The 25,379-nt window shown below is 35.5% G+C and carries 25 protein-coding genes; 23 read left to right on the top strand and 2 right to left on the bottom strand.

All coding sequences use genetic code 11. The features are described 5' to 3' along the window. Positions 1 to 4: 4 nt before the first annotated feature. From NSQ08_RS16715 to NSQ08_RS16665, 11 genes are all read left to right on the top strand, one after another. Positions 5 to 1,150: an aminotransferase class I/II-fold pyridoxal phosphate-dependent enzyme gene (locus NSQ08_RS16715; protein WP_078185602.1), complete on the top strand. Its 1,146-nt coding sequence runs from the start codon at positions 5 to 7 to the stop codon at positions 1,148 to 1,150. A gap of 282 nt (positions 1,151 to 1,432) precedes the next feature. Next, positions 1,433 to 3,370 (top strand): lasso peptide isopeptide bond-forming cyclase, encoded by a 1,938-nt coding sequence (locus NSQ08_RS16710; RefSeq protein WP_012261441.1) that lies wholly within the window; start codon positions 1,433 to 1,435, stop codon positions 3,368 to 3,370. A 14-nt stretch (positions 3,371 to 3,384) separates the two neighbouring features. Beyond that, positions 3,385 to 3,510, top strand: coding sequence for a paeninodin family lasso peptide (locus NSQ08_RS16705; protein WP_040963111.1), 126 nt, complete (start codon positions 3,385 to 3,387; stop codon positions 3,508 to 3,510). Between the two features lie 93 nt (positions 3,511 to 3,603). Beyond that, positions 3,604 to 4,581, top strand: coding sequence for an aldolase (locus tag NSQ08_RS16700; protein ID WP_340777078.1), 978 nt, complete (start codon positions 3,604 to 3,606; stop codon positions 4,579 to 4,581). Next, positions 4,532 to 4,837: a lasso peptide biosynthesis PqqD family chaperone gene (locus tag NSQ08_RS16695; RefSeq protein ID WP_012261439.1), complete on the top strand. Its 306-nt coding sequence runs from the start codon at positions 4,532 to 4,534 to the stop codon at positions 4,835 to 4,837. The genes NSQ08_RS16700 and NSQ08_RS16695 overlap by 50 nt, the downstream gene beginning before the upstream one ends. A 36-nt stretch (positions 4,838 to 4,873) precedes the next feature. Further along, positions 4,874 to 5,347, top strand: a complete 474-nt coding sequence (locus tag NSQ08_RS16690; RefSeq protein ID WP_061689952.1) for a lasso peptide biosynthesis B2 protein — start codon at positions 4,874 to 4,876, stop codon at positions 5,345 to 5,347. A 1-nt stretch (position 5,348) separates the two neighbouring features. Further along, on the top strand, positions 5,349 to 6,536 hold the full coding sequence (locus NSQ08_RS16685) for a nucleotidyltransferase domain-containing protein (RefSeq protein ID WP_340777075.1): 1,188 nt from the start codon (positions 5,349 to 5,351) through the stop codon (positions 6,534 to 6,536). An 11-nt stretch (positions 6,537 to 6,547) separates the two neighbouring features. Further along, a complete protein-coding gene (locus NSQ08_RS16680) occupies positions 6,548 to 8,347 on the top strand; it encodes an ABC transporter ATP-binding protein (RefSeq protein WP_012261436.1) in 1,800 nt (599 codons plus the stop codon). Positions 8,348 to 8,574: 227 nt separating this feature from the next. Continuing rightward, a complete protein-coding gene (locus tag NSQ08_RS16675; RefSeq protein ID WP_002185126.1) occupies positions 8,575 to 8,898 on the top strand; it encodes a PadR family transcriptional regulator in 324 nt (107 codons plus the stop codon). After that, positions 8,891 to 9,433, top strand: coding sequence for a DUF1700 domain-containing protein (locus tag NSQ08_RS16670; protein WP_012261435.1), 543 nt, complete (start codon positions 8,891 to 8,893; stop codon positions 9,431 to 9,433). The genes NSQ08_RS16675 and NSQ08_RS16670 overlap by 8 nt, the downstream gene beginning before the upstream one ends. Next, the gene (locus NSQ08_RS16665) at positions 9,434 to 10,237 is read left to right on the top strand and encodes a DUF4097 family beta strand repeat-containing protein (RefSeq protein WP_002014437.1); all 804 of its coding nucleotides are present in this window, start codon (positions 9,434 to 9,436) and stop codon (positions 10,235 to 10,237) included. A gap of 103 nt (positions 10,238 to 10,340) precedes the next feature. On the opposite strand, the gene lexA is transcribed toward NSQ08_RS16665, so the two are convergent. Beyond that, on the bottom strand, positions 10,341 to 10,955 hold the full coding sequence (gene lexA, locus NSQ08_RS16660) for a transcriptional repressor LexA (protein WP_340777064.1): 615 nt from the start codon (positions 10,953 to 10,955) through the stop codon (positions 10,341 to 10,343). Positions 10,956 to 11,096: 141 nt separating this feature from the next. Here lexA and NSQ08_RS16655 point away from each other — a divergent pair, with 141 nt between their 5' ends. Together NSQ08_RS16655 and NSQ08_RS16650 are read left to right on the top strand one after the other, a co-directional pair. Next, the gene (locus tag NSQ08_RS16655) at positions 11,097 to 11,753 is read left to right on the top strand and encodes a YneB family resolvase-like protein (protein WP_340777061.1); all 657 of its coding nucleotides are present in this window, start codon (positions 11,097 to 11,099) and stop codon (positions 11,751 to 11,753) included. A gap of 45 nt (positions 11,754 to 11,798) precedes the next feature. Then, positions 11,799 to 12,038 (top strand): DUF896 domain-containing protein, encoded by a 240-nt coding sequence (locus NSQ08_RS16650; protein WP_002014431.1) that lies wholly within the window; start codon positions 11,799 to 11,801, stop codon positions 12,036 to 12,038. A gap of 40 nt (positions 12,039 to 12,078) precedes the next feature. On the opposite strand, the gene NSQ08_RS16645 is transcribed toward NSQ08_RS16650, so the two are convergent. After that, positions 12,079 to 13,662: a bifunctional metallophosphatase/5'-nucleotidase gene (locus tag NSQ08_RS16645; RefSeq protein WP_012261434.1), complete on the bottom strand. Its 1,584-nt coding sequence runs from the start codon at positions 13,660 to 13,662 to the stop codon at positions 12,079 to 12,081. 185 nt (positions 13,663 to 13,847) lie between these two features. Between NSQ08_RS16645 and NSQ08_RS16640 the strand changes: the two genes are divergently transcribed. The 10 genes from NSQ08_RS16640 (at position 13,848) to NSQ08_RS16595 (ending at position 25,273) form a co-directional block, all read left to right on the top strand. Then, entirely contained in the window at positions 13,848 to 14,786 is a 939-nt protein-coding gene (locus NSQ08_RS16640) for a phosphate/phosphite/phosphonate ABC transporter substrate-binding protein (protein ID WP_340777054.1), read from the top strand. A gap of 95 nt (positions 14,787 to 14,881) precedes the next feature. Further along, positions 14,882 to 15,655, top strand: coding sequence for a phosphonate ABC transporter ATP-binding protein (gene phnC, locus NSQ08_RS16635; protein ID WP_002033479.1), 774 nt, complete (start codon positions 14,882 to 14,884; stop codon positions 15,653 to 15,655). Next, entirely contained in the window at positions 15,652 to 16,446 is a 795-nt protein-coding gene (gene phnE, locus NSQ08_RS16630; RefSeq protein ID WP_002087885.1) for a phosphonate ABC transporter, permease protein PhnE, read from the top strand. The genes phnC and phnE (NSQ08_RS16630) overlap by 4 nt, the downstream gene beginning before the upstream one ends. Continuing rightward, entirely contained in the window at positions 16,446 to 17,249 is an 804-nt protein-coding gene (gene phnE / locus NSQ08_RS16625; RefSeq protein ID WP_002066554.1) for a phosphonate ABC transporter, permease protein PhnE, read from the top strand. The genes phnE (NSQ08_RS16630) and phnE (NSQ08_RS16625) overlap by 1 nt, the downstream gene beginning before the upstream one ends. A gap of 301 nt (positions 17,250 to 17,550) precedes the next feature. After that, positions 17,551 to 19,551 carry a transketolase gene (gene tkt / locus NSQ08_RS16620; RefSeq protein ID WP_002033482.1) on the top strand — a complete coding sequence of 667 codons (2,001 nt, stop codon included), beginning with the start codon at positions 17,551 to 17,553 and terminating at the stop codon, positions 19,549 to 19,551. A gap of 156 nt (positions 19,552 to 19,707) precedes the next feature. Further along, positions 19,708 to 20,148: a sporulation inhibitor of replication protein SirA gene (gene sirA, locus NSQ08_RS16615; RefSeq protein ID WP_002014415.1), complete on the top strand. Its 441-nt coding sequence runs from the start codon at positions 19,708 to 19,710 to the stop codon at positions 20,146 to 20,148. Positions 20,149 to 20,226: 78 nt separating this feature from the next. Next, positions 20,227 to 20,448, top strand: coding sequence for a YneF family protein (locus NSQ08_RS16610; protein ID WP_001132292.1), 222 nt, complete (start codon positions 20,227 to 20,229; stop codon positions 20,446 to 20,448). Between the two features lie 124 nt (positions 20,449 to 20,572). After that, positions 20,573 to 22,324: an ABC transporter transmembrane domain-containing protein gene (locus tag NSQ08_RS16605; RefSeq protein ID WP_002033485.1), complete on the top strand. Its 1,752-nt coding sequence runs from the start codon at positions 20,573 to 20,575 to the stop codon at positions 22,322 to 22,324. After that, positions 22,324 to 24,087 (top strand): ABC transporter ATP-binding protein, encoded by a 1,764-nt coding sequence (locus tag NSQ08_RS16600; RefSeq protein WP_340777026.1) that lies wholly within the window; start codon positions 22,324 to 22,326, stop codon positions 24,085 to 24,087. Before NSQ08_RS16605 ends, NSQ08_RS16600 begins: the two co-directional genes overlap by 1 nt. A gap of 139 nt (positions 24,088 to 24,226) precedes the next feature. Further along, positions 24,227 to 25,273: a GH25 family lysozyme gene (locus NSQ08_RS16595; protein WP_061674201.1), complete on the top strand. Its 1,047-nt coding sequence runs from the start codon at positions 24,227 to 24,229 to the stop codon at positions 25,271 to 25,273. Positions 25,274 to 25,379: the final 106 nt, after the last annotated feature.

The following is a 25,379-nucleotide window of genomic DNA, read 5'->3' as shown; positions in this document are numbered from 1 at the left end:
AATAATGATAAAAAATAAGGAGAAAATATACCTTTCCTCACCGCACATGAGTGGAAATGAACAAAAATATATTCAAAATGCATTTGATACAAACTGGATTGCCCCTCTTGGCCCAAATGTAGATGAATTCGAAAGAGAACTTGCATCTTTTGTAGGAGTGAAAGGTGGGGCTGCAGTTAGTTCAGGTACGGCTGCTATTCATTTGGCTTTGAGACTATTAGATGTTAAAAAGGGAGATACAGTGTTTTGTTCAAGTTTTACTTTTGTAGCGAGTGCGAATCCGATTGTTTATTTGGGAGCTGAACCGGTGTTTATTGACTCGGAACCAGAAACATGGAATATGTCACCGCAAGCGCTAGCGCTTGCATTATATGATGCTAATAAAGCAGGGAAATTACCGAAAGCTGTCATTCTTGTTCATTTATATGGTCAGAGTGCTAAGTTAGATGAAATTCTTTCGCTTTGTAATCAATATGATGTTCCTATAATCGAGGATGCAGCAGAATCTCTAGGTTCTACATATAAAGGAAAAGCGAGCGGTACTTTCGGGAGGTTTGGGGTTTATTCATTTAATGGAAATAAAATCATTACAACTTCAGGTGGTGGAATGCTTATATCAGATGATGCGGAAGCATTAGTGAAAGCAAAATTTTTAGCGACGCAAGCAAAGGATCCAGCACTACATTATGAGCATAGTGAGATAGGTTACAATTATAGAATGAGTAATATATTAGCTGGTGTCGGGAGAGGGCAATTAGAAGTGTTAGAAGATAGAGTGAGGACTAGAAGGTGTATATTTAATCGGTATTATGAAGAATTATCTCACATACCTGGATTTTGTTTTATGCCGGAATTAGAAAATACTCGCTCGAATCGTTGGCTTACAACTATGATGATTGATGAAAAGGAATCTGGTATCTCTATTGAAAAATTATTGAAAACCTTAGCAGAAGAGAATATTGAAGCACGTCCTACTTGGAAGCCACTACATATGCAGCCACTTTTTAAAGAAAGTAAGTATTATTCTCATCAGAAAGATAATGATGTATCTAAAAGATTATTTGAAAAGGGGATTTGTCTTCCTTCGGGTTCTAATATGATGGATGAGGATCAACGGAGAGTTATTGAGGCTATTATAAATATTATATAACAGGGAATAATTCACAGAGAAACAAGTGGATTAATGTTCATTATAATGAATGTTAACGTTGTTAATTTGGTGTATATTCCCATTATTGTATTGACGTGAAAGTAATATAATGATAATTTAGATGTATCTATACCTAGGTTTATAAGTGGATTAGGATGTGTGGTTGATTGGGAGTTGAAATGTATATTTTTGTTCTTTAAAAAGAATTAAATCAAGGGAGAAAAGTTGCGTTAAATAAAAAAAGAACCTTTGCGGTAACTTGTTGTATATGGGGTGGGGAAAATGAGTGCTATAACAGGTATTATTCATTTTAATGAAGAAACTATATCGATTCAGCATGGCACACAGTTAATGAGTGACTTACAAAAGTACCCTGCTGATGATATTCAAATATGGCATAAAGAAAATGCCTTTCTGGGATGTCACGCACAGTGGATTACACCAGAATCTGTTGGTGAACAACTACCCTTTTATAATTACGAAAAGCAACTGGCAATTACAGCAGATGCTATTATTGATAATCGTAATGAGTTATTTGAAAAATTACAAGTGGATTATGCAGATAGAAAAAACATGACAGATAGTGAGTTGATTTTACTCTCTTATCAGAAATGGGGGGAAGCAGCTCCAAAATATTTGGTAGGCGATTTTGCCTTTATGATTTGGGATGAGAAAAAACAAACCCTTTTTGGAGCCAGAGATTTTTCGGGAAGCCGAACCCTTTATTTTTATCGTGGTGAGGAAAAGTTTGCTTTTTGCACTAATATAAACCCGTTATTTACTCTACCATATGTTGAGAAAAAATTGAATGAGCAGTGGCTTGCTGAATTTTTAGCCATCCCGGTGAATTTTGAATCGATAGATGCTTCTTCAACGGTATATAAAACTATTGAGCAAATCCCACCTTCCCATTCTGTTATTGTGAGAAATGGGAAAGTGAAGTTATCGAGATACAATACACCAATCGTTGGAGAAAGGCTTCAACTCAAATCAAACGAAGAGTATGAAGAAGCGTTTTTAGAAGTGTATCAAAATGCGATAAGATCACGTTTACGTACTCATCATCAAGTAGGGGCTCATTTGAGTGGAGGACTTGATTCTGGTTCTGTAGCTAGCTTTGCTGCACGGGATTTAAGAGCAGCAAATAAACGTCTACATACATATAGTTATGTCCCAGTAAAGGGTTTTGTAGATTGGACGCATAGAAGTAGAGTAGCTGATGAAAGACCTTTTATTCAATCGACTGTACAGCATGTAGGAAATATTAAGGAGCATTATTTGGATTTTGAAGGAAGAAGTCCTCTATCAGAAATAGATGAGTGGCTTGAAATTCTAGAGATGCCGTATAAATTCTTCGAGAATACTTTTTGGCTTAGGGGAATCTATGAGGAGGCACGGTTACAAGGAATTGGAGTACTCTTAAACGGACAGAGAGGCAACTGGACGGTGTCATGGGGCCCGGCTGTGGACTATCAAGCTATGCTTTTGAAAAAGATGAATTTACGTCGATTTTTGCAAGAACTATATTCGTATAGTAGAAATATTGGTGTAAAGAAATCACGAGTATTTTCAGTAGTGAAAAAAAAGGCATTTCCGTTTTTGAATCGAATATCTTCATCAAAAAATCAAATTGTTTTCCCGAGGTTTATTAATCCAGAATTTGCAAATAGAATGAATGTGTTCGATAAACTTCTAGAGCATGATGTTGATATAACAGGAACCTCTATAACAGATGTATATGAAATAAAAAAAAGGCAATTTGAACAGTTATATTATTGGAGCATAACTGGTGCATACGGATCCAAATTATCATTGCGTTATTCTTTATGGGATCGCGATCCAACGAATGATTTACGGGTTGTTCAATTTTGTTTAGCTGTTCCAGAAGAGCAATACGTTCAAAATGGTTTAGATCGGGCACTAATTCGAAGAGCAACGAAAAATTTCTTGCCTGATGAAGTAAGATTGAACCAGCGCACTCGGGGTGTTCAAGGTTCTGATGGTGTTTACCGTATGGCTCATCAATGGAGTGAATTTATTGAAGAGCTTGAGCAGCTTAGTAAGGATCCTATAATTTCAGAATTCTTGGATATAGGGGTTATTAGAACTGCGATTTCTAAGATTAAAGAAGAACCCCATCCAGAATATGCATTTGATTTGGATTTTCGAATTTTAATGCGTAGTTTAATAGTATATCGATTTATGAAAAAAATTATTTGAAGGGAGGTGACATCATGAAAAAGGATTGGACAATGCCTACACTGGAAGTGCTTGATATCAATATGACAATGGCTGGACCGGGTATTAAAATACCTGATGCTGCCCAACCAGATGTTGATGAAACGATTCACCATAGCTAATTTATCAATTAGGATGCACATTGTTATTCCCTTATACAGTAAAAGTATAAGGGTTTTTTATAAAAATTTTGAAAGCTATTTGGAGTGAGAGAGTTGATGGAAACTACAAATAAAAATGTATATAAAGTTTTTGGGTTAAGAGTTTTGAGTGAAATGAAGTTGCCGGAATTACCTCAAATTAATGAACAAGAAGAGAATGTAGAAGTTGTAATTCGACTAACTGATTTATCTCAGAAGTGGAGTGAACTTGCTAGCGCAAAACAAAACTTTGTAGTTGATAAAAACGTAGTTATGATTCGTATTCCTGATACTGCTATATTTTCTATACAAGGAGGAAAGCAAATATTTGTTTCACCAATGAAGGAAGCTTGTGAAGATAAGATCCGTCTTTATATACTTGGAACTTGTATGGGTGCCTTACTAATTCAAAGGGGAATATTACCATTACATGGTAGTGCAATAAATATTGATGGGAAGGTTTATGCCTTTGTAGGTAATTCAGGAGCAGGTAAATCAACTCTTGCAGCGGCTTTTTTAAGTAAAGGATACAAAATTTTGAGTGATGATGTAATTGCTGTGACAGTTTCGTCAGATAAGACTCCAATTGTGATTCCATCTTATCCGCAACAAAAATTATGGGCGGAAAGTTTGAATGCTTTTGGAATGGGAACGGCAAGTTATAATCCATTGTTTGAGCGAGAAACAAAGTATGCTGTGCCTGTACAATCTCATTTTTTCTCTGAACCATTACCTCTTGCTGGTGTTATTGAGTTAACGAAAACAGAGGGTGAGAACGTTGAATTGATTCGAATTGAAGGACTTGAACGACTGCGTACATTGTTTTTTCACACGTTTCGTAAGTTTTTAATTACGCAATTAAAATTGACAGAGTGGCATTTCACTACTTCTACAAGTGTGATAAACCAGGTAGATATGTTTCATTTGAAACGTCCAAATAATAGGTTTACAGCGCATGAACTTGTATCAATTATATTAAAAACTATACATGGAGGAGTAATAGATGATGTATACAGAGAGAATTTCTCTAGAGTGTCAGATTGTGCAAAGTGAAGGGAATATTGTGAGTGATATGGATGGGGAAAAAGTAATGCTAAATGTTCAAAAAGGGAAATATTATAATTTGGGAGAAACAGGAGGAGAAATTTGGGAACTAATAAAAACTCCAATTATGGTTACTGAACTTGTCAGTACATTGTTGTCAAAGTACAACATTGAACGGGGCGATTGTGAAGAGCAAGTTCTTTCCTTTTTAGAGCGTTTATTTCAAGAAGGTTTAATTCAAATAAAAGATCAATCTAATAGATAGATTCGCAATTTCAAGAGAACTGTTAGGAAGGGATTAATGAATATTGTGAAAAGGTTAAGGGTATTTTTATCACTGAACATGGAAACAAAGCTTTTATTTTTAGAGGCTTTTATTTTTTTAGGATGGGCGCGTGTACTGAAAAGTATTACCTTTTCCAAAGTTGCACCTTCTTTAGGGGATTACATGAACGAAACATCAGTTGCTCAAATTCAGCCACACGGGGATACACTAAAGAAGGTGTCTGAAGCTATTTCTATTATGAGTCGTTATACTTTTTGGGAAAGTCAATGCCTTGTTAAAGCTATAGCTGGGATGAAAATGCTCGAAAAACGTCACATTGAGAGTACTCTTTATTTAGGAACTGCTAAGGATAGTCATGGTGAATTAATTGCGCATGCATGGTTACGGAGCGGTTCTTTTTATGTTACTGGATCGGAAGGAATGGAGAAATTCACTGTCGTTGGGTCATTTGCAAAGAGGCTAAGTGAGAACACTATTAAAGGAGAGTAAAATGGAGAAAGATTTTGGTCTTAATGTAGAGTTCATGTCTAAGGAATTGAAACTTCTTTTTGCAATTTTGAAGTTACAAGATGACGAAACAATGCAAACTTACAGTAATGAATGGTTTTCGGATATTGATTGGGAAGTATTTCTTGAGCAAGCCGTGCATCATCGCGTTTATCCGGTGATATATCAAAAACTTAAACAGGTGGACAAGGAGCTGATTCCTTTACATATTGTACAAACCTTGACTAGAAAATATAAAAGAAATACATTTCAAATGCTTTATTTAAGTGCTGAAATGGAAAGAATAAATAAATTATGTAATGAAAATGAGATTCGTACGATTTTTCTAAAAGGGCCTGTACTATCTCAGGACTTATATGGAGATCTTTCTTTACGAACATCCTGTGATTTGGACGTTCTCATCCCTATTCAAAATTTAGAAAAAGCAGAAAAACTACTTTTAGAGCAAGGGTATGTGAAAGATGATTATATTCAAACGATATTAAGTGATTGGAAATGGAGGCATCACCATATAACATTTTTCCACCCAACAAGGCGGATCAAACTTGAAATTCATTGGAGATTAAATCCCGGACCGGGTAAGGAACCTGGGTTTGAAGAGCTTTGGAAGCGAAAGAGAAAAAGTGCACATACAAGTAATTCGGTATATATGTTAGGGAAGGAAGACTTATTTTTATTTCTTGTATCTCATGGTGCCAGACATGGTTGGTCCAGGCTACGTTGGTTAGTAGACATAAAAAAAATTGTCGATCAAGATCTTAATTGGAGTGAGATTCATAAATTAATGAGAAAATATCAAATGCTTCATTTAGGAGGACAAGCGTTAATTTTGGCATCTCAATTGCTAGGTGTACGACTAGATGAAAGAATGATGGAATTAGTAACTAAAAAACATTCAAAGCAGTTAGCGCAAGAAGCGCTGTTTTATTTCAAGCAAATGATAAACTTGCATACCGATCCTGTTCCTGAAGAAGTACTTGCTTATCATAGTAGGCATTTATTTTCACTGATGTCTAATCAGCAAAAAATTTTATTTATTATGAGCCAACTCTATCCTTATCCGATTGATGCAAAAACATTGCCGTTACCTAAATTCCTTCATTTTTTATATTTTCCTTTACGTCCGTTTCTATGTCTTTGGAGGAAAACAAAGAAGCTTGCTTTGTCATAGGGGGAACATCGATGAATCATATTATATATTTTATGAAGAAATTATATTCTTCTGCAGGGAAAATTCTGTATGTGAATTTGTTTGGTATGGTTTTAATAAGTTTACTTGAAGGGATAGGTATTATTTTATTAATTCCTATGATAAGTATGGCTGGAATAATTAATATAGGCGAGGAGGCTGCTTTTATTGCACCTGTTTATAGATTTTTGCAGGATTTCCCTAAAACAACAAGCCTAATTTCTATTTTAGGTATATATATACTAATAGTGTTAGGGCAAAATCTATTACAACGAAACATAACGCTAAGGGATGCGAGAACGCAACAAGCTTTTGTACGAGAATTAAGAATAGAAACATATAATATGATTCTAAAAGCGAAGTGGAGTTTTTTTTTAGAGAAAAGGAAAACAAATCTAATAAATATATTAACTACAGAATTAGCTCGCGTAAGTTATGGGGTTAATTTAATTTTACAATTGTTAGCTGTTATTCTGTTTACATTCATACAGGTGGGGCTTGCGTTTTTATTATCTCCCCAAATAACTATATTTGTTTTGGTCTTTGGCTTATTATTCTTAGTAGCTTCTCGTGCTTTTATAAAAAAAGCACGAATACTAGGCGGTAAGACCTCGAAATTAGCACAAGACTATCTTTCTGGTATAACAGATCATTTTAATGGAATTAAAGATATAAAGAGTAATACTTTGGAAGCATCACGTTTAGATTGGTTACAATCTATAACAGAAAAGATGAGTAATGAACAAATGGAGTATATGAGAATAAGGTCGAACTCTCAATTGTTTTATAAAGTTTCAATGGCTATTTTAATTGCATTTTTTATATTATTATCAGTAAGTATATTTAAAGCTCAACCTACCCAATTACTATTAATCATACTCATCTTTTCGAGACTATGGCCACGATTTATGACAATTCAGTCAAATTTAGAACAGCTTGCTGCAAGCATTCCTGCTTTTAAGTCATTATGGGACTTACAAGGGGAATGTAATGAAGCAATTGAAATGCAGGATATACATCAGCAAAAACATATAAAGCCGATTTGTATAGAGCAGGGTATTGAATGTAAGGGTATTTATTTTCGATATAATAAGAAGGAGCATTTGTATGCACTTCAAAATATTAATGTGAAAATACCAATCAATAGTATGACGGCTATTGTGGGACATTCGGGAGCTGGGAAGAGCACATTAATCGATGTTTTAATGGGATTGATTCAGCCAGAGAAAGGTCAAGTATTAATAGATGGAACTCCTCTTACAAGTGAAAATTTATTGTCATTGAGACGGGCTATTAGTTATGTGCCACAAGATCCTTTTTTATTTAATGCAAGCATAAGAGAAAATTTATTGATGATTGAGCCGAATGCGAGTGAAGAACAAATTTGGACTGCATTAGATTTTGCGGCGGCAGCTGAATTTGTACGAATGCTTCCAAAAGGGCTTGATACTCTCATTGGAGATCGTGGAGTGAGACTTTCAGGCGGTGAACGTCAACGACTTGTACTAGCTCGAGCTATTTTAAGACAACCATCCATTTTAGTATTAGATGAAGCTACGAGTGCATTAGATACTGAAAATGAAGTAAAAATTCAATCAGCAATAGAAAGGTTGAAAGGAACGATGACTATTGTTGTTATTGCGCATCGGTTATCTACGATCCGCAATGCAGATCAAGTTATTGTTTTAGGAAAAGGTGAGATTGTTCAAAAAGGTGAATTTAATCAATTGGCTAAAGAGAGAAAAGGTGTATTTCGAAATTTATTAGGGTCACAAATGGAAGTGGGTTCATAGAGGAGAAAGATTGAATGAAATCTTGTATTATTGTAATTCGAGTTGAATGATAGCCCGGATAATGGTCAGTTACAAAAGGTCTTATTCGGGCTTTTATATTTGTGTTTTCTAAATTTAGGGAATAAATATAATTCAGTACCTTGCAATAAACAATACTAAGTGGTATATTATGGATAAAACAGCTACCGTTTATTGAACAGTACTAAAATGAGAAAGGGGGATTGTCCTTGAACGTTCAGTTTAAAAAAGGTGTGTTAGAACTATGTGTTTTGGCACTAGTGAAACGTAAAGATAGTTACGGTTATGAACTTGTTCAGCAAATCTCTAATAAATTTTTAATATCGGAAGGTTCTGTATATCCGTTATTACGTCGTTTAACGAAAGAGGGATATTTTCAAACGTATTTAAAAGAATCGACGGAAGGACCGCCCCGTAAATATTATCAACTAACAGAGCAAGGGGAGATGCAACTTACGTTATTAGTAACAGAGTGGCGTGATTTTGCTAAAGGTGTTCAAGAAATTATTGAAGGGGTGGAATGGGATGAGTAAAGAGCAGTTTCTTAAAGAATTATCAAGTCATCTTAGAAAGTTACCAGAAGAAGAGAGACAAGATATTTTATTCGATTATGAAGAGCACTTTCAGTTTGGGGTAGAAGAAGGGAAAACTGAATCAGAAATAATAAAGGGTCTTGGCTCTCCGAAAGTAATTGCGAAAGACTTACTTGCGATGTATCGATTTGATGAAATGAAAAAAGATCCGTCGACTTCAAATGTGACAAGAGCTGTCATGGCAGCGGTTGGACTTAGTTTGTTTAATTTTATTATCGTGTTAGGCCCGTTAGTTGCAATTATAGCTTTTATATTTTCCTTTTGGGTCGGTGGTATTGCTAGTGTAGTGACACCATTTTTCGTTATTGTAAAAGTATTTATGGGCACTTTTATATGGTTGGATCTTTTCGTTAGTATAACGTTTGTCGGAGTAGGTTTGTTGTTATGTATTGTAGCTTATTATAGTACGAAGTGGTTTAAAAGATTATGTGTACGCTATGTAGTCTGGAACTTCAAAATGATAAAAGGGGAGTAGATGATGAAAAAGATATTATTAGTAGCTATCGCTTGTATCATTATTGGAGTAATAGGGATTTCACAAACATATGAAAAAGCAGTACAAACTGCAGAAAAAGGAGATAAAGAGGACGTAATTAAAAACGAAACGCTAAAAAATGTAGAAGTTAAGTTAGATGCTGGAGATATTGTTGTCCAAAAATCTCCTGATTCCTCTTTTTATGTAAAGCAAAAAGGAGACGTAAGTAAACAGGAGATTCGTATTGCTGAAGATGGTGATACATTAAAAATCATAGGGGAAATAGAAAAAGGTGTTTCATTTGATTTTTCATTTTACAATTTCGGATTTCAAACGCCTACATTGACTATATTAGTACCTGAACGTTCTTATCAAGAGATAAAAGTAAATTCATCCGCTGGACAAATAGAAATAAGTAATGTGAAAAGTGACCGCGTAAGTGTTGAAACACTCGCCGGAGAAGTGGATTTGAAACATGTAACAGCAAAGAGTGTGGAGGGGTCTACAAAAGCTGGTGAGGTGAATTTTAAAAAAGTAATAGGGAAAGTAACAGCAAAAACGGCTAGTGGGGATATAGATATTATTGATCATGATTCTAAATATGATTTAGAGGTAAGTTCAACTGCTGGAGATGTAGATATTACTTTATTGGAAAAACCACAAGATGCAGTTATAACTGGGCAAACTGCTGCTGGAGACGTGACAATTTTTAATGAAGACAATAAAAATATAACGATTGGTAATGGTAGTAAAAAGATTAGCGGTAAAACCGCTGCTGGAGATGTTACTATTGAAACGCGTTAATAATTAATGAAACGCATTCTTTTGAATGAACGGAAATCTATCAAAATATAAAAAGAAGATAATTACCTATATAAATAAGGGAATTATCTTCTTTTTATTATTTTTAATGTAAATCACGATATACGCCAATTACTTTTCCAATAACTGACACTTGTTTTAAAATAATAGGTTCTAGTGAAGAGTTTTCCGGTTGTAGACGGAAATGATCTTTTTCTTTATAGAAACGTTTAACAGTTGCTTCGTTATCTTCTGTTAAAGCAACTACAATTTCACCGTTGTATGCAGACTGTTGTTGGCGAACAACAACTAAATCACCATCAAAGATACCGGCTTCAATCATGCTATCTCCAGAAATGCGTAACATAAACACTTGATCTGCTCCAGAAACGATACTAGCTGGAAGTGGGAAGTGATCTTCTACACTTTCGACTGCTGTAATCGGTAAACCGGCAGTAACTTTTCCGATGATTGGAACTTGAATAACAGATTGTGTTTCCGTTCGGTTGTCACCTAAAATTTCAATTGCGCGTGGTTTTGTTGGATCGCGTCGAATATATCCCTTTTCTTCTAGTCGTGATAAATGTCCGTGCACTGTAGAACTAGAAGCAAGGCCGACTGCTTGACCGATTTCACGTACGGAAGGTGGATATCCTTTTTCTTGTACTTTTAGCTTAATAAAGTCGAGAATGTCTTGCTGGCGTTTCGTTAACTTTTCCATGTTTTCTAACACCTCGTTTTCTTTCATTTTTCTTATTATTAAGTATAACATGCGAAAAAACATTCTACAAACATAAGTTCGAACGAAAGGCAAATTTATGATACACTATAAGGAAAATATAGTGAGAAAGAAGGGTTCAAAATGAATGCAATTATTTATGCACGTGTGAGCACAACAAAAGAAGAACAGGAAACATCATTATTGCGTCAAAAAGATGAATTATTGCATTTAGCTGAGCGCTATCAAATGGATGTTACAATGGTAATTGAGGAGCAGGCTAGCGGTTATACAATTGAACGTGATGGCATATTGGAAGTGCTAGATACAATTCGAGATGAACAAGTTGATGTACTACTTATACAAGATGAAACGCGTCTTGGTAGAGGAAATGCAAAGATTGCATTAATGCATTGTTTACATAAAGAGGGGATAAAAGTTTATACGCACACGCATAGTGGTGAATTACAGCTTTCAGATTCTGATTCGATGGTGCTAAATATAATTGGGATCGTTGAAGAGTATCAAAGAAAGATCCACAATTTAAAAATTAAACGTGGCATGCAAAGAGCAGTGGAGAAAGGATTTCGTCCAGAAAATAATTTGAAAAATCGTCATTTAAGCGTAGGACGTGAGAAAAAAGAAGTGCCAATTGAGGAAATTGTACGTTTGCGCCGGAATGAATTAACTTTTGAAGAAATTGCAGCAACACTTCGTGGTTTTGGTCATGATGTTTCAAAAGCAACTGTACATCGAAGGTATGTAGAATATACAAAGCAATTGCTTGATAAAGAGGAATAACTATTGTATGATAATAATCAGTTTTGAGTAGAAGGGGGATTCGAGATGCCAAGTCAAGAACTCATTGAACGCATTAACTTCTTAGCGAAAAAAGCAAAAGCTGAAGGCTTAACTGAAGAAGAACAACGTGAGCGCCAATCGCTTCGTGAACAATATTTAAAAGGATTTCGTCAAAATATGTTAAACGAATTAAAAGGAATTAAAGTCGTTAACGAAGAAGGCACGGACGTTACACCGGCGAAATTAAAAGCTTTAAAAAAGCAGGATAATGCAAAATTAAATTAAAAGATGGGCATAGCCCATCTTTTTTTATTTGTTAAAATTGTTATTTAATAACTTTCCAGTTTTCATTTTTCGTTGCTTCTATCCTTTTATGCTTCAATATATAGTTAGCGATAAGTTCAGACATATCTGTTGGTATGTCTTTTACTACTGGTTTATTTTGAAACATAAAGAAGTTCCCGCCACCGCTTGCACGATAATTATTCATAACAACGTCATATTCTTCATTCATATTAAGGGGAGTGCCTTTATACTGCAAAGACTCTACTCTCTCTCCAATTGGTTTTGAAATGTTTAATACATACGAAATCCCTTCCCACATATCGTAATTATAGTGTTGTGGTTTTGGTTCTATATAGGTAGGGTTTACGATGATGGTTCCATCTGCTTTTAATGTGAAATAAGAAGCAGAGAGTTCGAGAGCATCTTTTATATCCGCTCCAGTTATTCTAATTACTTTTAATGTATTTGGATAAATATAATTAGAAACGATGTCACGCATTGTTACATGTTTCGGGAAACCTGGAGATGTATTATGAAACAAACTTGTACAAGAAATTGAAACATTAGCTATATCCATCTGTATTTTATTTATGAATTCAATAAAAGGATGGTCTTGCAAACGTGTTTGCATAGCATCGGAAATTTGCATATCCCCATAAATTATTCCAATAGGTTTATCAAGCCAATTTTGTGTTTTCTCTTCATAATTGGCAACCAAGGAAAGAACATCTTGGTCTGCCGCAATTCCTTGTACGGGCAATAACTCTGAATAACTCTCTTTTTTCACCCATTTTTGTTCTGCTTTTTCGAATGTTACTGTTACTTTTCCAACTGAGTGTCCATTGCATCCGGTCTGTAAAATTGTTACACCATTAATCACGGTGTGAGCGATTTCTCGGTGTTGGTGGCCTGTTAGTAAAATATCTATGCCTTCAATTTCATGGCACATTGCATATCCTTGGTTTTCACCTGTTAAAACTTCAGTCGGTACTCCGGTTTGTAAATCACGTTCAAATCCCCCATGATAGGCTACGACTAGTAAATCTGGTTTTTCATGTTTACGGATGTAAGAAACCCATTTTTTTGTTGTTTCAAATGCATCTTCAAATTGTAAATCTTTAATATGATGTGCTTGTTCCCAATGGGGGATGTAATGCGTTGTCACCCCTAAAATAGCAATTTTTATATTTGATTCAATATGTTTTATTATATATGGTTTCCCGAAATAAGGTTCTTTTCTGTTTTTATCTAAAATGTTTGCTGATAGATAAGGGGAATTTGCAGTAGCCACAGCATTATTTAATATATCCATTCCGTAATTAAATTCATGATTTCCGATAATTGCAATGTCATACTCTAAGTAGTTGGCTAATAAGGACATTGGGTTTTCCATATCTTTTTCGTATGTAGCGTAATGATAAGTAAATGGTGTTCCTTGAATGAAGTCCCCGTTATCAATCAGAAGAACGTTTGCATTTTGAGAACGTTCTTTTTTTATGAGAGTAGAAATTTTAGCTAAACCAATTTCTGCTTTGGAGTTATCTTGGTAGTGAATTGGATACACAGTACCATGTACATCGCTTGTTAATAAAATATTTAAAGTTACAATTTGATTTTGATTCAACGCCATTCACCTTTTCTATAGTTATCTTTCAATTAATCATATCAAATATATGAAAAGAATTTTAATGTGAATGTATAGAATGTGTAAAGATTCTGTAAATAAGCAATTATTTGTAAAAATATGTGATATATTTCTTCATGTTTATGGAAGGTTATTTTATAACAACGAAAAATGGAGGCATTAACATGTTGAAAAAAGTTTTTGCAATGAACACAACAGTTGTACTAGCAGCGGGATTATTAAGTGGATGTGGAACGAAGGAATCAAGTGCAAGTAAAAATGAAGATACGAAAAAAGGTTATGTACCGAAGACACTAAATGTTCAATTTGTTCCTTCTCAAAATGCAGATACGTTAGAGGCGAAGGCAAAACCATTGGAAAAGCTATTAAGTGATAAATTAAACATTCCGGTAAAAGTTAGTATTTCAACGAATTACAATACAATTGTAGAAGCGATGGCATCTAAGCAAGTAGATGTAGGCTTTTTACCTCCAACAGCGTATGTGTTAGCGCATGAGAAAAAGGCTGCAAACGTAATTTTACAGGCGCAACGTTTTGGGGTAGATGATGAAACTGGAGCTCCGACAAAGGATTTAGTAGATGTTTATAAATCAGAGTTTGTTGTTAAGAAAGATTCTAATATTAATAGTGTAAAAGATTTAAAAGGTAAAAAAATTGGCTATCAAGATGTAACATCATCAGCGGGTTATGTATGGCCTGCGGCTGTATTGTTAAAAGAGGGAATCGATCCGCTAAAGGATGTGAAACCTGTTACATTAAAAGGTCATGATCAGTCACTTATTGCTCTTTTAAATGGTGATGTAGATGCAGCTGTTGTATTCCAAGATGCTCGCAATATTGTAAAAAAAGATTATCCGAATATATTCGATCAAACGAAAATAGTAAAATTTACGGAGAAAATTCCAAACGATACGATTTCTGTACGTTCTGATTTAGATGCAGAGTGGAGCAAGAAATTACAGGATGCTTTCATTGAAATAGGAAAGAATGAGGAAGGGCACAAAATCATTAAAGAAGTATACTCACATGAAGGATACGTTAAATCTGATGATAGTAAATTTGATATCGTTCGTGAATATGGAAAGAAAGTGAAAACGCAATAATACATATGGAAATGGCGACTAACTGGAAAGTGTGTGATTTCAGTTAGTTTGCCGTTTTTCAGTTATTGATAATACATAGAAGGTAGGTAAGATGTGTGATAGAGTTTCGAAATGTTTCCAAAGTGTATCCGAATGGTACAAAAGGATTGAATAATATAAACTTGAAAATTCAAAAAGGTGAGTTTGTTGTAATGGTTGGGCTATCCGGGGCTGGAAAATCTACACTTCTCAGATCGGTAAATCGCCTTCATGAGATTACAGAAGGAGAAATCATTATTGAAGGGGAGTCTATTACTGCTGCAAAAGGAAAAGGATTACGACGCATGCGCCGAGATATTGGTATGATTTTTCAAAGCTTTAACCTTGTGAAGCGATCAACGGTACTGAAGAATGTATTAGCTGGGCGGGTTGGATATCATTCTACATTGCGTACAACGTTAGGTCTGTTTCCGAAAGAGGACGTGGAGCTTGCATTCCAGGCGCTGAATAGAGTGAATATCTCAGAAAAAGCATATGCACGAGCTGATGAATTATCAGGGGGACAACAGCAACGTGTATCAATTGCTAGAGCATTGGCACAAGAAGCGAAAATCATATTGGCAGATGAGCCTGTTGCTTCGTTAGATCCTCTGACAACAAAGCAAGTAATGGATGATTTGAAGAAAATTAATGAAGATTTTGGAATTACGACAATTGTAAACTTACATTCTATTGATTTAGCGAGGCAATATGCTACTCGTATTATTGGATTACATGCTGGTGAAATTGTTTTTGATGGATTAGTAGAAGAGGCAACGGATGAAAAATTCGCTGAAATTTATGGGGACGTAGCTCAGAAAAGCGCATTATTAGAGGTGGCAGCTAAATGAATGAAGTGACGATATATTCGAAATCGATACCGAAGCCGCCGAGTAAATTGAAACATATGTTAACGGTTATTTTAGTTATTTTACTGTTGTGGGGTAGTAGTGTACAGGTCGACGCATCATTTTCAAAACTAGTAGTTGGTTTTCCAAATATGATGGATTTATTGAAGGAAATGGTGCCACCAGATTGGAGTTATTTTCAAATTATTACAACAGCAATGTTAGATACAATACGTATGGCGATTATTGGAACGACTTTAGGGGCGATTTTAGCCATTCCACTTGCACTATTTGCGGCAAGTAATGTATTTACTAGTGTATTTTTGTACAGTCCAGCTCGATTGATTTTAAATTTTATACGAACAATACCAGATTTATTATTAGCGGCTATTTTTGTAGCGATTTTTGGAATAGGACCACTTCCAGGTATTTTGGCTCTTACTTGTTTCTCCGTTGGACTCGTAGCGAAATTATTGTATGAGTCAATTGAATCAATTGATCCAGGTCCATTAGAAGCGATGACAGCTGTAGGAGCGAATAAGGTGCAATGGATAGTTTATGGGGTCATTCCGCAAGTGAAAGCGCACTTCGTCTCCTATGTACTTTATACATTTGAGGTGAATGTACGTGCAGCAGCTGTTCTAGGTTTAGTAGGAGCAGGTGGGATTGGATTATATTATGATCGCACACTTGGATTTTTACAATATCAACAAACTGCTTCTATTATTATTTATACCCTTGTTGTTGTATTGCTAATTGATTATATAAGTACAGTGTTGCGGGGGAAATTATAATGAGTAAAACGACAATAATCGTACCAAAACCGAAGAAACCGAGTATATATCGCTGGATTATTTTTATAGCACTTACAGTTATATATGTATGGGCCTTTTCAGGAGTCCCGCTAGAGGGAATAAAGAATACGGCGGGAGAAATTACAAAAGCAATTATGACAGGCGTATTGAACCCAGATTGGTCGTATGTATCTTTGCCAGATGGTGAAGATTTATTACACGGTTTAATTGATACGTTGGCAATTGCGATATTAGGTACATTTATTTCTGCTTTTTTATCTGTTCCATTTGCTTTTTGGGCGGCAACGAATATGAGTAGTGGAAAATTAACTTCAGGAACTGGGAAATTTGTACTTAGTTTTGTTCGTACATTTCCTGAATTAGTTATGGCTCTTTTATTTATAAAAGCTGTTGGTCCAGGCTCTTTTGCCGGAGTTCTAGCTTTAGGGTTACACTCTATCGGAATGTTAGGGAAACTATATTCGGAAGGAATTGAAAATATAGATAAGGGACCGACGGAAGCGTTAATAGCAACGGGTGCAAATCGGTTTCAAATACTTTGGTATGCCGTATTACCACAAGTGTTACCGGATTTTCTATCGTATACGTTATACAGGTTTGAAATTAATGTACGATCCGCTGCGATTTTAGGTGTTATTGGAGCAGGTGGTATTGGTACGCCATTAATTTTTGCACTTAGTTCACGTAATTGGTCTCGTGTGGGAATTATTTTATTAGGTATCATTTTAATGGTAATTATAATTGATTTTATTTCAAGTTCTATTCGTAAGCGGATTATTTAATTTGTTTTAAAAGCATCTAATTCAGATGCTTTTTTGTATTTTTAAAGGTTATCAAAAAGGAGATATATCAGAAATTAGTATATTTGTATAAATATACAGATAATTATATTTATTTTTAAAATAAAAACAATTAAAAAGTATGTCATATTGAATGCCCATACATTCCCTAGATCACTGTGTTTTTTATGAAAAATCAAAAAAACATCAACATATTTGTCGATACATGTTGTATAATCTTGCGTGGGAAGCTATCATATAAATGTATAAAACGTTTACTAACATACGCGAAGGGAAGAATAGCATGTCACATTCAATCGAACAACTTTCTATCAACACGATTCGCACATTATCCATTGATGCGATTGAAAAAGCAAACTCTGGTCACCCAGGAATGCCAATGGGTGCAGCACCAATGGCTTATACATTATGGACTCAATTTATGAAACACAATCCAAATAACCCAACGTGGTTTAACCGCGATCGTTTCGTATTATCTGCAGGTCATGGCTCAATGTTACTATACAGTCTACTTCATCTATCTGGTTATGACTTAACAATGGATGATTTAAAGAACTTCCGTCAATGGGGAAGCAAAACTCCAGGACATCCTGAGTATGGTCACACAGCAGGTGTAGACTCAACAACTGGTCCACTTGGACAAGGTATTGCAACTGCTGTAGGTATGGCAATGGCTGAAAGACATTTAGCGGCTAAATACAACCGTGATGCGTATAATGTAGTAGATCATCATACATACGCTATTTGTGGTGATGGAGATTTAATGGAAGGCGTTTCTGCTGAAGCATCTTCATTAGCTGCTCATTTACAATTAGGTCGTCTTGTTGTACTTTACGATTCAAACGATATTTCATTAGATGGCGATTTAAATCGTTCATTCTCTGAAAGTGTAGAAGATCGTTACAAAGCATACGGATGGCAAGTAATCCGTGTTGAGGATGGAAATGATATTGAAGCAATCGCAAAAGCAATTGAAGAAGCGAAAGCTGACGAAAAACGCCCAACGCTAATTGAAGTAAGAACGACAATTGGTTTCGGTTCTCCAAACAAATCAGGAAAATCAGCTTCACATGGTTCTCCACTTGGTGTAGACGAAACAAAATTAACGAAAGAAGCATACGCTTGGACTGCTGAACAAGACTTCCATGTAGCAGAAGAAGTATATGACAACTTCCGTAAAACAGTACAAGATGTTGGTGAAACGACGCAAGCTGCGTGGAACACGATGCTCGGTGAATATGCACAAGCATATCCAGAATTAGCAAACGAACTGCAAGCAGCAATGAACGGTCTTCTTCCAGAAGGTTGGGAACAAAGCTTACCAACTTATGAATTAGGATCAAAAGCAGCAACACGTAATTCTTCAGGTGCTGTAATTAATGCAATTGCAGAGTCTGTACCATCATTCTTCGGTGGATCTGCTGACCTTGCTGGTTCTAACAAAACATACATGAATAACGAAAAAGACTTTACAAGAGCTGATTACAGCGGAAAAAACATTTGGTACGGTGTACGTGAGTTCGCAATGGGTGCAGCAATGAACGGTATCGCACTTCATGGCGGTTTAAAAACTTACGGTGGTACGTTCTTCGTATTCTCTGACTACTTACGTCCAGCAATTCGTCTTGCAGCATTAATGCAATTGCCTGTAACGTATGTATTCACACATGATAGTATCGCTGTTGGTGAAGATGGTCCAACACATGAGCCGGTTGAACAATTAGCAGCACTTCGTGCAATGCCAAACGTTTCTGTTATTCGTCCAGCAGACGGTAACGAATCAGTTGCAGCTTGGAGACTAGCTCTAGAATCAACAAAAACACCAACTGCATTAGTGTTAACTCGTCAAGATCTTCCAACATTAGAAGGTGCAAAAGACGATACTTATGAAAAAGTAGCAAAAGGTGCATATGTAGTTTCTGCAAGCAAGAAAGAAACTGCTGATGTAATCTTAATTGCAACTGGATCTGAAGTAAGCTTAGCAATCGAAGCGCAAAAAGCTCTAGCAGCAGACGGCGTTGATGCAGCTGTTGTTAGCATGCCATCTATGGATCGCTTCGAAGCTCAAACTGCTGAGTACAAAGAATCTGTACTACCAAAAGCAGTAACGAAACGTTTCGCAATTGAAATGGGTGCTACATTCGGATGGCACCGTTACGTAGGCCTTGATGGAGATGTACTAGGTATCGACACATTCGGTGCTTCTGCTCCTGGTGAGAAGATTATGGAAGAGTATGGATTTACTGTAGAGAACGTTGTTCGTAAAGTAAAAGAAATGCTTTAATGATTTTAGAAAAATCTCTCCAGCATGGGGAGATTTTTCTATGTAATTGAGTTTTTTCGACAGGAAAAGTTTTTTCTCTCTCCGTAGTCAGACAATCATTGCAAATCTTCTCTTATATAATGTAGGGAAAAGGTTGTCCAGATCGGGAGGGGAAAAATGAAAACGTATGAATTGTATTTAATTCAAGAGGATATTGCGAAAGCTTACTTTGGTCGTGAATATTTGTTTTTTGATTTATTTGCTCGATTTTCAGAATCTGGGTTCCTTTCGGAGAAGAAAGTATTATATAAACAAATGACGTATATTACGATGCCGTTACAAGTAATGAAAATTCATCATAAATTAGAACAAGCTTTGCGTGTTCTTGGTAAATATGAAAGAACAAATCATACTCATACGCTTTATACAGGAGCCGAATACGGAGAAATAATGGTGAAACCACAATATATTCGAATAAATACTTCTGGAAATGTATCCATGGAAACAACTTTCTTTGAGGTGCTTAGAAAGTGTGAGTTAACATTTTTAGCGATGGATTATGAAAATAAAAAGTACGGTTGGTTAAATCCTCTCAAACAAGTACGAACATATGTGTAAAAAATGTCGAATAGTATCTTGTCTTATTGAAAAGGTTTTAGTACACTGTAAGGTAGACAACATGAAGGAGGAAAAGATATGCCAATGTGGTTAGGTATTCTAGTGGGCGTAGTAGCACTAGTAGCAGGCGTGGCGTTAGGATTTTTCATTGCCCGCAAATACATGATGAATTACTTACAAAAAAATCCACCAATTAACGAACAAATGTTAAAAATGATGATGATGCAAATGGGACAAAAACCTTCCCAAAAGAAAATCAATCAAATGATGAGCGCGATGAACAAGCAACAAACAAAATAAGCGCAAAAGGGCACTCTTACCGAGTGCCCTTTTCTTTTGGTTATAAAACACATTTAAAACTTTTAAATATTCTGTATTTTTGTTACACTGAAAACATCGCTCATTTTAAGGGAGGAGGATAAATATGAAAGTGTTTTTTAATTTAGCTTGGTTTTTTAAGCAAGAAAAACGAGCGTACATAATCGGAATTATTATGTTATTTGGTGTCGCACTTCTTGAACTTGTAGCGCCAAGAGTACTAGGGATTGTAGTAGATGAAATTAATAGTGGAACATTAACGTCTGAAAAATTGTTGAACTGGGTTATTCTATTAGTAGTTGTAGGAATTATGATGTATATATTACGTTACTTATGGCGTATTATGATTTTTGGATCTTCTTTAAAACTAGCTCGTCAACTGCGAAAGAATCTATATGAACATTTTACTAAGATGAGCCCATCTTTTTATCAATCACGTCGCACAGGCGATTTGATGGCACATGCGACAAATGATATTCAGGCGATTCAGCAAACTGCGGGGGCAGGTGTTTTAACACTCGTTGATTCATTAGCTGTTGGAGGATGTGTACTCGTAGCGATGGGATTTACAATTAGTTGGAAGTTAACGTTATTAAGTTTAATTCCGATGCCAATTGTAGCTATTTCTACAAATTATTATGGAACTTTATTGCATAGAAGATTTCATAAGGCACAGCAATCGTTTTCTGAAATCAATGATAAAGTGCAAGAAAGTATGAGTGGGATGAAGGTAATTCGCTCACTTGGACAAGAGAAAGAGGATTTACAAGCGTTTCGGAAAAAATCTGAAGATGTCGTACATAAAAATATGCTAGTTGCACGTATTGACTCGTTATTCGATCCAACGATTTCCCTAATTGTCGGATTTTCATTTTTGATCGCAATTTGTTACGGATCATTATTAGTCGTACGAGGTGAATTAACTGTAGGGGAATTAGTAACATTTACAACGTACTTAGGGACACTTGTATGGCCAATGTTAGCTTTTGGATGGCTATTTAATATTATGGAGCGTGGACGTGCTTCGTATGATCGTGTGGAGAAAATATTTTCACAAACTTCAGATGTAGTGAATAAGGAAAATGCTATACATGCTATAGCAAGTGGTGATGTTTCGTTTGCTGTTGATTCGTTTTCTTATAAAAAGAATGAACTATTAAACTTAAAAGATATTTACTTTAACTTAAGAAAAGGTGAAACGTTAGGAGTTGTAGGGCGTACCGGTGCAGGGAAGACGACGTTATTAAAATGTTTAATTCGAGAGTATGATCATTTTAATGGTGAATTAAAAGTTGGGGAGCGGGATATTCGAGATTTAACACTTCACGGTGTGCGTTCTGCAATTTCATATGTACCGCAAGATCACTTTTTATTTTCAGCGAGTATTGGGGAGAACATTGCTTTTGGAAAGGCCGATGCTACATATAAAGAAATTAGCCGAGCTGCTGATATTGCTTGTATTCATAATGATATATTTCAATTTCCAGAAGGGTATGACACTGTAGTAGGTGAAAGGGGCGTTTCACTATCAGGAGGTCAAAAACAGAGAATCTCTATTGCGCGTGCATTATTAACAAATGCTGAAATTTTAATATTAGATGATTGTTTATCAGCCGTAGATGCAAAAACAGAAGAAACTATTTTAACTGCATTGAAACGAGAAAGGGCAGAGAAAACGACGATTATTACTGCCCATCGTTTAAGTGCTATTCAGCATGCAAATCTTATTCTTGTTATTGATGAAGGTAGGGTTATGCAGCGAGGGACACATGAGCAATTAATGAAAGAAAATGGTTGGTATAAAGAAATGTACGAAAGCCAGCAGTTAGAGGCATTAGTAGAGAAAGGAGGCGTATGATGGCTGAGAAAAAACGGAGTGATTTAAGAAGGTTGCTTTCTTATATGAGGCCCTATAAAGGGTTATTGGCGTTAGCATTTTTATTTCTAGTTGGTGCAACTGTAACTGAAATGATGGGTCCTTTTTTAATTAAACAATTTCTTGATGAACACTTAGTGCCAGGTAACTTTGAACAATCAGCACTTGTAACCCTATTTGTAGTGTATATTATTGCTCATTTATTAAAAGTATTATTTACTTATTTAGACTTATTGTACTTTCAAAATATCGCTTTTAAGATTGTCCAAGATATGCGAGTTGAAGTGTATGAACATGTTCAAAAATTGTCATTAAGCTTCTTTGATCGTACGCCGATTGGTACGCTCGTATCTCGCATAACGAATGATACAGAAGCGATTAAGGATTTTTATGTTAGTGTACTATCAACATTCGTGAAAAATGTAGTCTTTTTAGTAGGGATTTTAGTAGCGATGTTTTTATTAGATGTAAAATTAGCGCTATTCTCGCTCATATTAATTCCGGTAATGTTTGCAATTATGGTGTTGTATCAACGGAAAAGTGCAGCTTTTTATTTAGAGGTACGTAATCAGCTGAGTATATTAAATGCAAAGTTAAATGAGTCCATTCAAGGTATGAATATTGTTCAGGTGTTCCGGCAAGAAAAGCGGATGAGAAAAGAATTTGAAGAAGTGAACAATAAACATTTTAGTGCTGGACGTCGTACATTGAAATTAGATGCATTACTTTTACGTCCAGCAACAGATCTTGTTCATATTGTAGCAATTGCGTTAGTACTTGGTTTATTCGGAATCGATGCTTTAAAGAGTCCTGTTGAAGTAGGCGTTTTATATGCTTTCGTTAACTATATTCATCGTTTCTTCCAGCCGGTAAATGAGATGATGATGAAACTATCTTTCTTCCAGCAAGCGCTTGTTTCATCATCGCGTGTATTTCATTTAATGGATGATAAAGATTTAGCTCCTGTTCAAATGGGGAGTGAACAGCCACGAGTAGCTAACGGGGAAATTCAGTTTAAAGATGTTACTTTTTCATATGATGGAAAGCGTGACGTTTTAAAAAATGTATCTTTTCACGTAAAGCCAGGGCAAACGGTTGCTTTCGTAGGGCATACTGGTAGCGGAAAGAGTACGATCATGAATTTATTAATGAGATTTTACAATATTAAATCAGGAAATATTGTAATAGACGGAGTAGATTTAGAGAAGTTCGAAGAACAAGAAATTCGAAAGAAAATTGGTCTTGTGCTGCAAGATGCATTTTTATTTGCTGGAAATGTAAAGCAAAATATTCGTATGTATAATGAAGAGATTACGGATGAAAAGATAGAGGAAGCGGCAAAGTTTGTGCAAGCGAATACGTTTATTGAAAAATTACCAGAGCAGTATGATACAGAAGTTGTCGAAAGAGGAGCTGCATTTTCTAGTGGTCAAAGGCAATTAATTGCTTTTGCTAGAACGATAGCAACCAATCCGAAAGTATTAGTGTTAGATGAAGCGACGGCAAATATTGATACAGAAACAGAAGAGGCTATCCAAACGGCATTGCAGCAAATGCGAAAAGGTAGAACAACGATAGCGATAGCGCACAGATTGTCTACAATCCAAGATGCGGATCAAATATTTGTTATGCATGAAGGGGAAATTGTAGAAAGCGGAACACATCAAGAGTTACTTAGTAAACAAGGACTTTACTATAATATGTACTTGCTACAAAATAAAGGGAGTTTGCAACAGGCCTTGTAGAATTACAAGGTCTTTTTTCTATTCTCTCAGATATTAAAATGTAATAAAATCTTCGAAATATGTGAGAGGTTTGTCGTGTCCTTTAACTAGAGTTGTACATATTGTATATAGAATAACAAAATTTGATAGGAGCTTTTATATGCAAAATAGATCCAGTTCAAATATTACGTTTATTGATGTGTCTCATTGGGAAGGAAACATTAATTGGAATGCTGTGAAGTCATCTGGCATTCCAGCGGCGTACGCAAAAGCGACGGAAGGTGTGAACTATATTGACCCGACTTTCGTTCAAAATGTACAAGCTGCGAGAAATGCGAATGTATTAATTGGTGCATATCATTTTGCTCATCCAGAACAAAATGATGCAATTTCAGAAGCGAAATATTTTGTGAGTATATTACAGAGTAATCAGACGGACTTAATTCCTGTTTTAGATTTAGAATCGCCAACGGATACTAGCAATAGTAGTTTAACGGGTGCGACTATATCGAATTGGGCAAGAAGTTTCGTGAATTATGTGAAACAAGCTACTGGGAAAGATGTAATGTTATATACAGGAATTTGGTATATTAATGAATTTGGAATTAGCGGGTTAAGTGACATTCCACTTTGGATTTCCAAATATTCTAGTATACCGCCTGCTGATGCTGGTGGATGGACAGAGTGGACAGCATGGCAGTACACAGATTCTGGGCAAATTTCAGGTGTAGGAAATTGTGACGTATCAGCAGCTGTTTCATTAGAAGCTTTACAAGGAAATGGAGCAAGTGGTGGAGGGAATGTTTCCACGCCTAATAATGCGACTCCAGTATACGGAGTTGCTGTAATTAATGGAGATAATGTGAATTTACGAAGTGGACCATCTTTACAGTCTAGTGTAATTCGCCAATTGAATCGTGGCGAATCATATGAAGTTTGGGGAGAACAAAATGGATGGCTCTGCTTAGGGACAAATCAGTGGGTATATAATGATTCAAATTATATTCAGTATAAACATTATGTAGCAACTATTACTGGCGATAATGTGAATCTGCGAGATGCTCCATCATTAAACGGGAATGTTATAAGACAGTTACATCATGGTGAATCATATCGAGTATGGAGTAAGCAAGATGGATGGCTTTGCTTAGGGACAAATCAATGGGTATACTATGATTCAAGTTATATTCAGTATGGTGTACAATAAAGTGAATCTAAAAGGTATCTCGACTGAGGTGCCTTTTATGAAAAATATATAATTTTTACAAAGTATATATTGATAACATAGTATAATGTAATTGATATATGTTTAA

Source organism: Bacillus sp. FSL E2-8887, assembly GCF_038007205.1.
GTDB lineage: Bacteria > Bacillota > Bacilli > Bacillales > Bacillaceae_G > Bacillus_A > Bacillus_A mycoides.
This window is presented reverse-complemented; position numbering and strand designations above follow the sequence as displayed.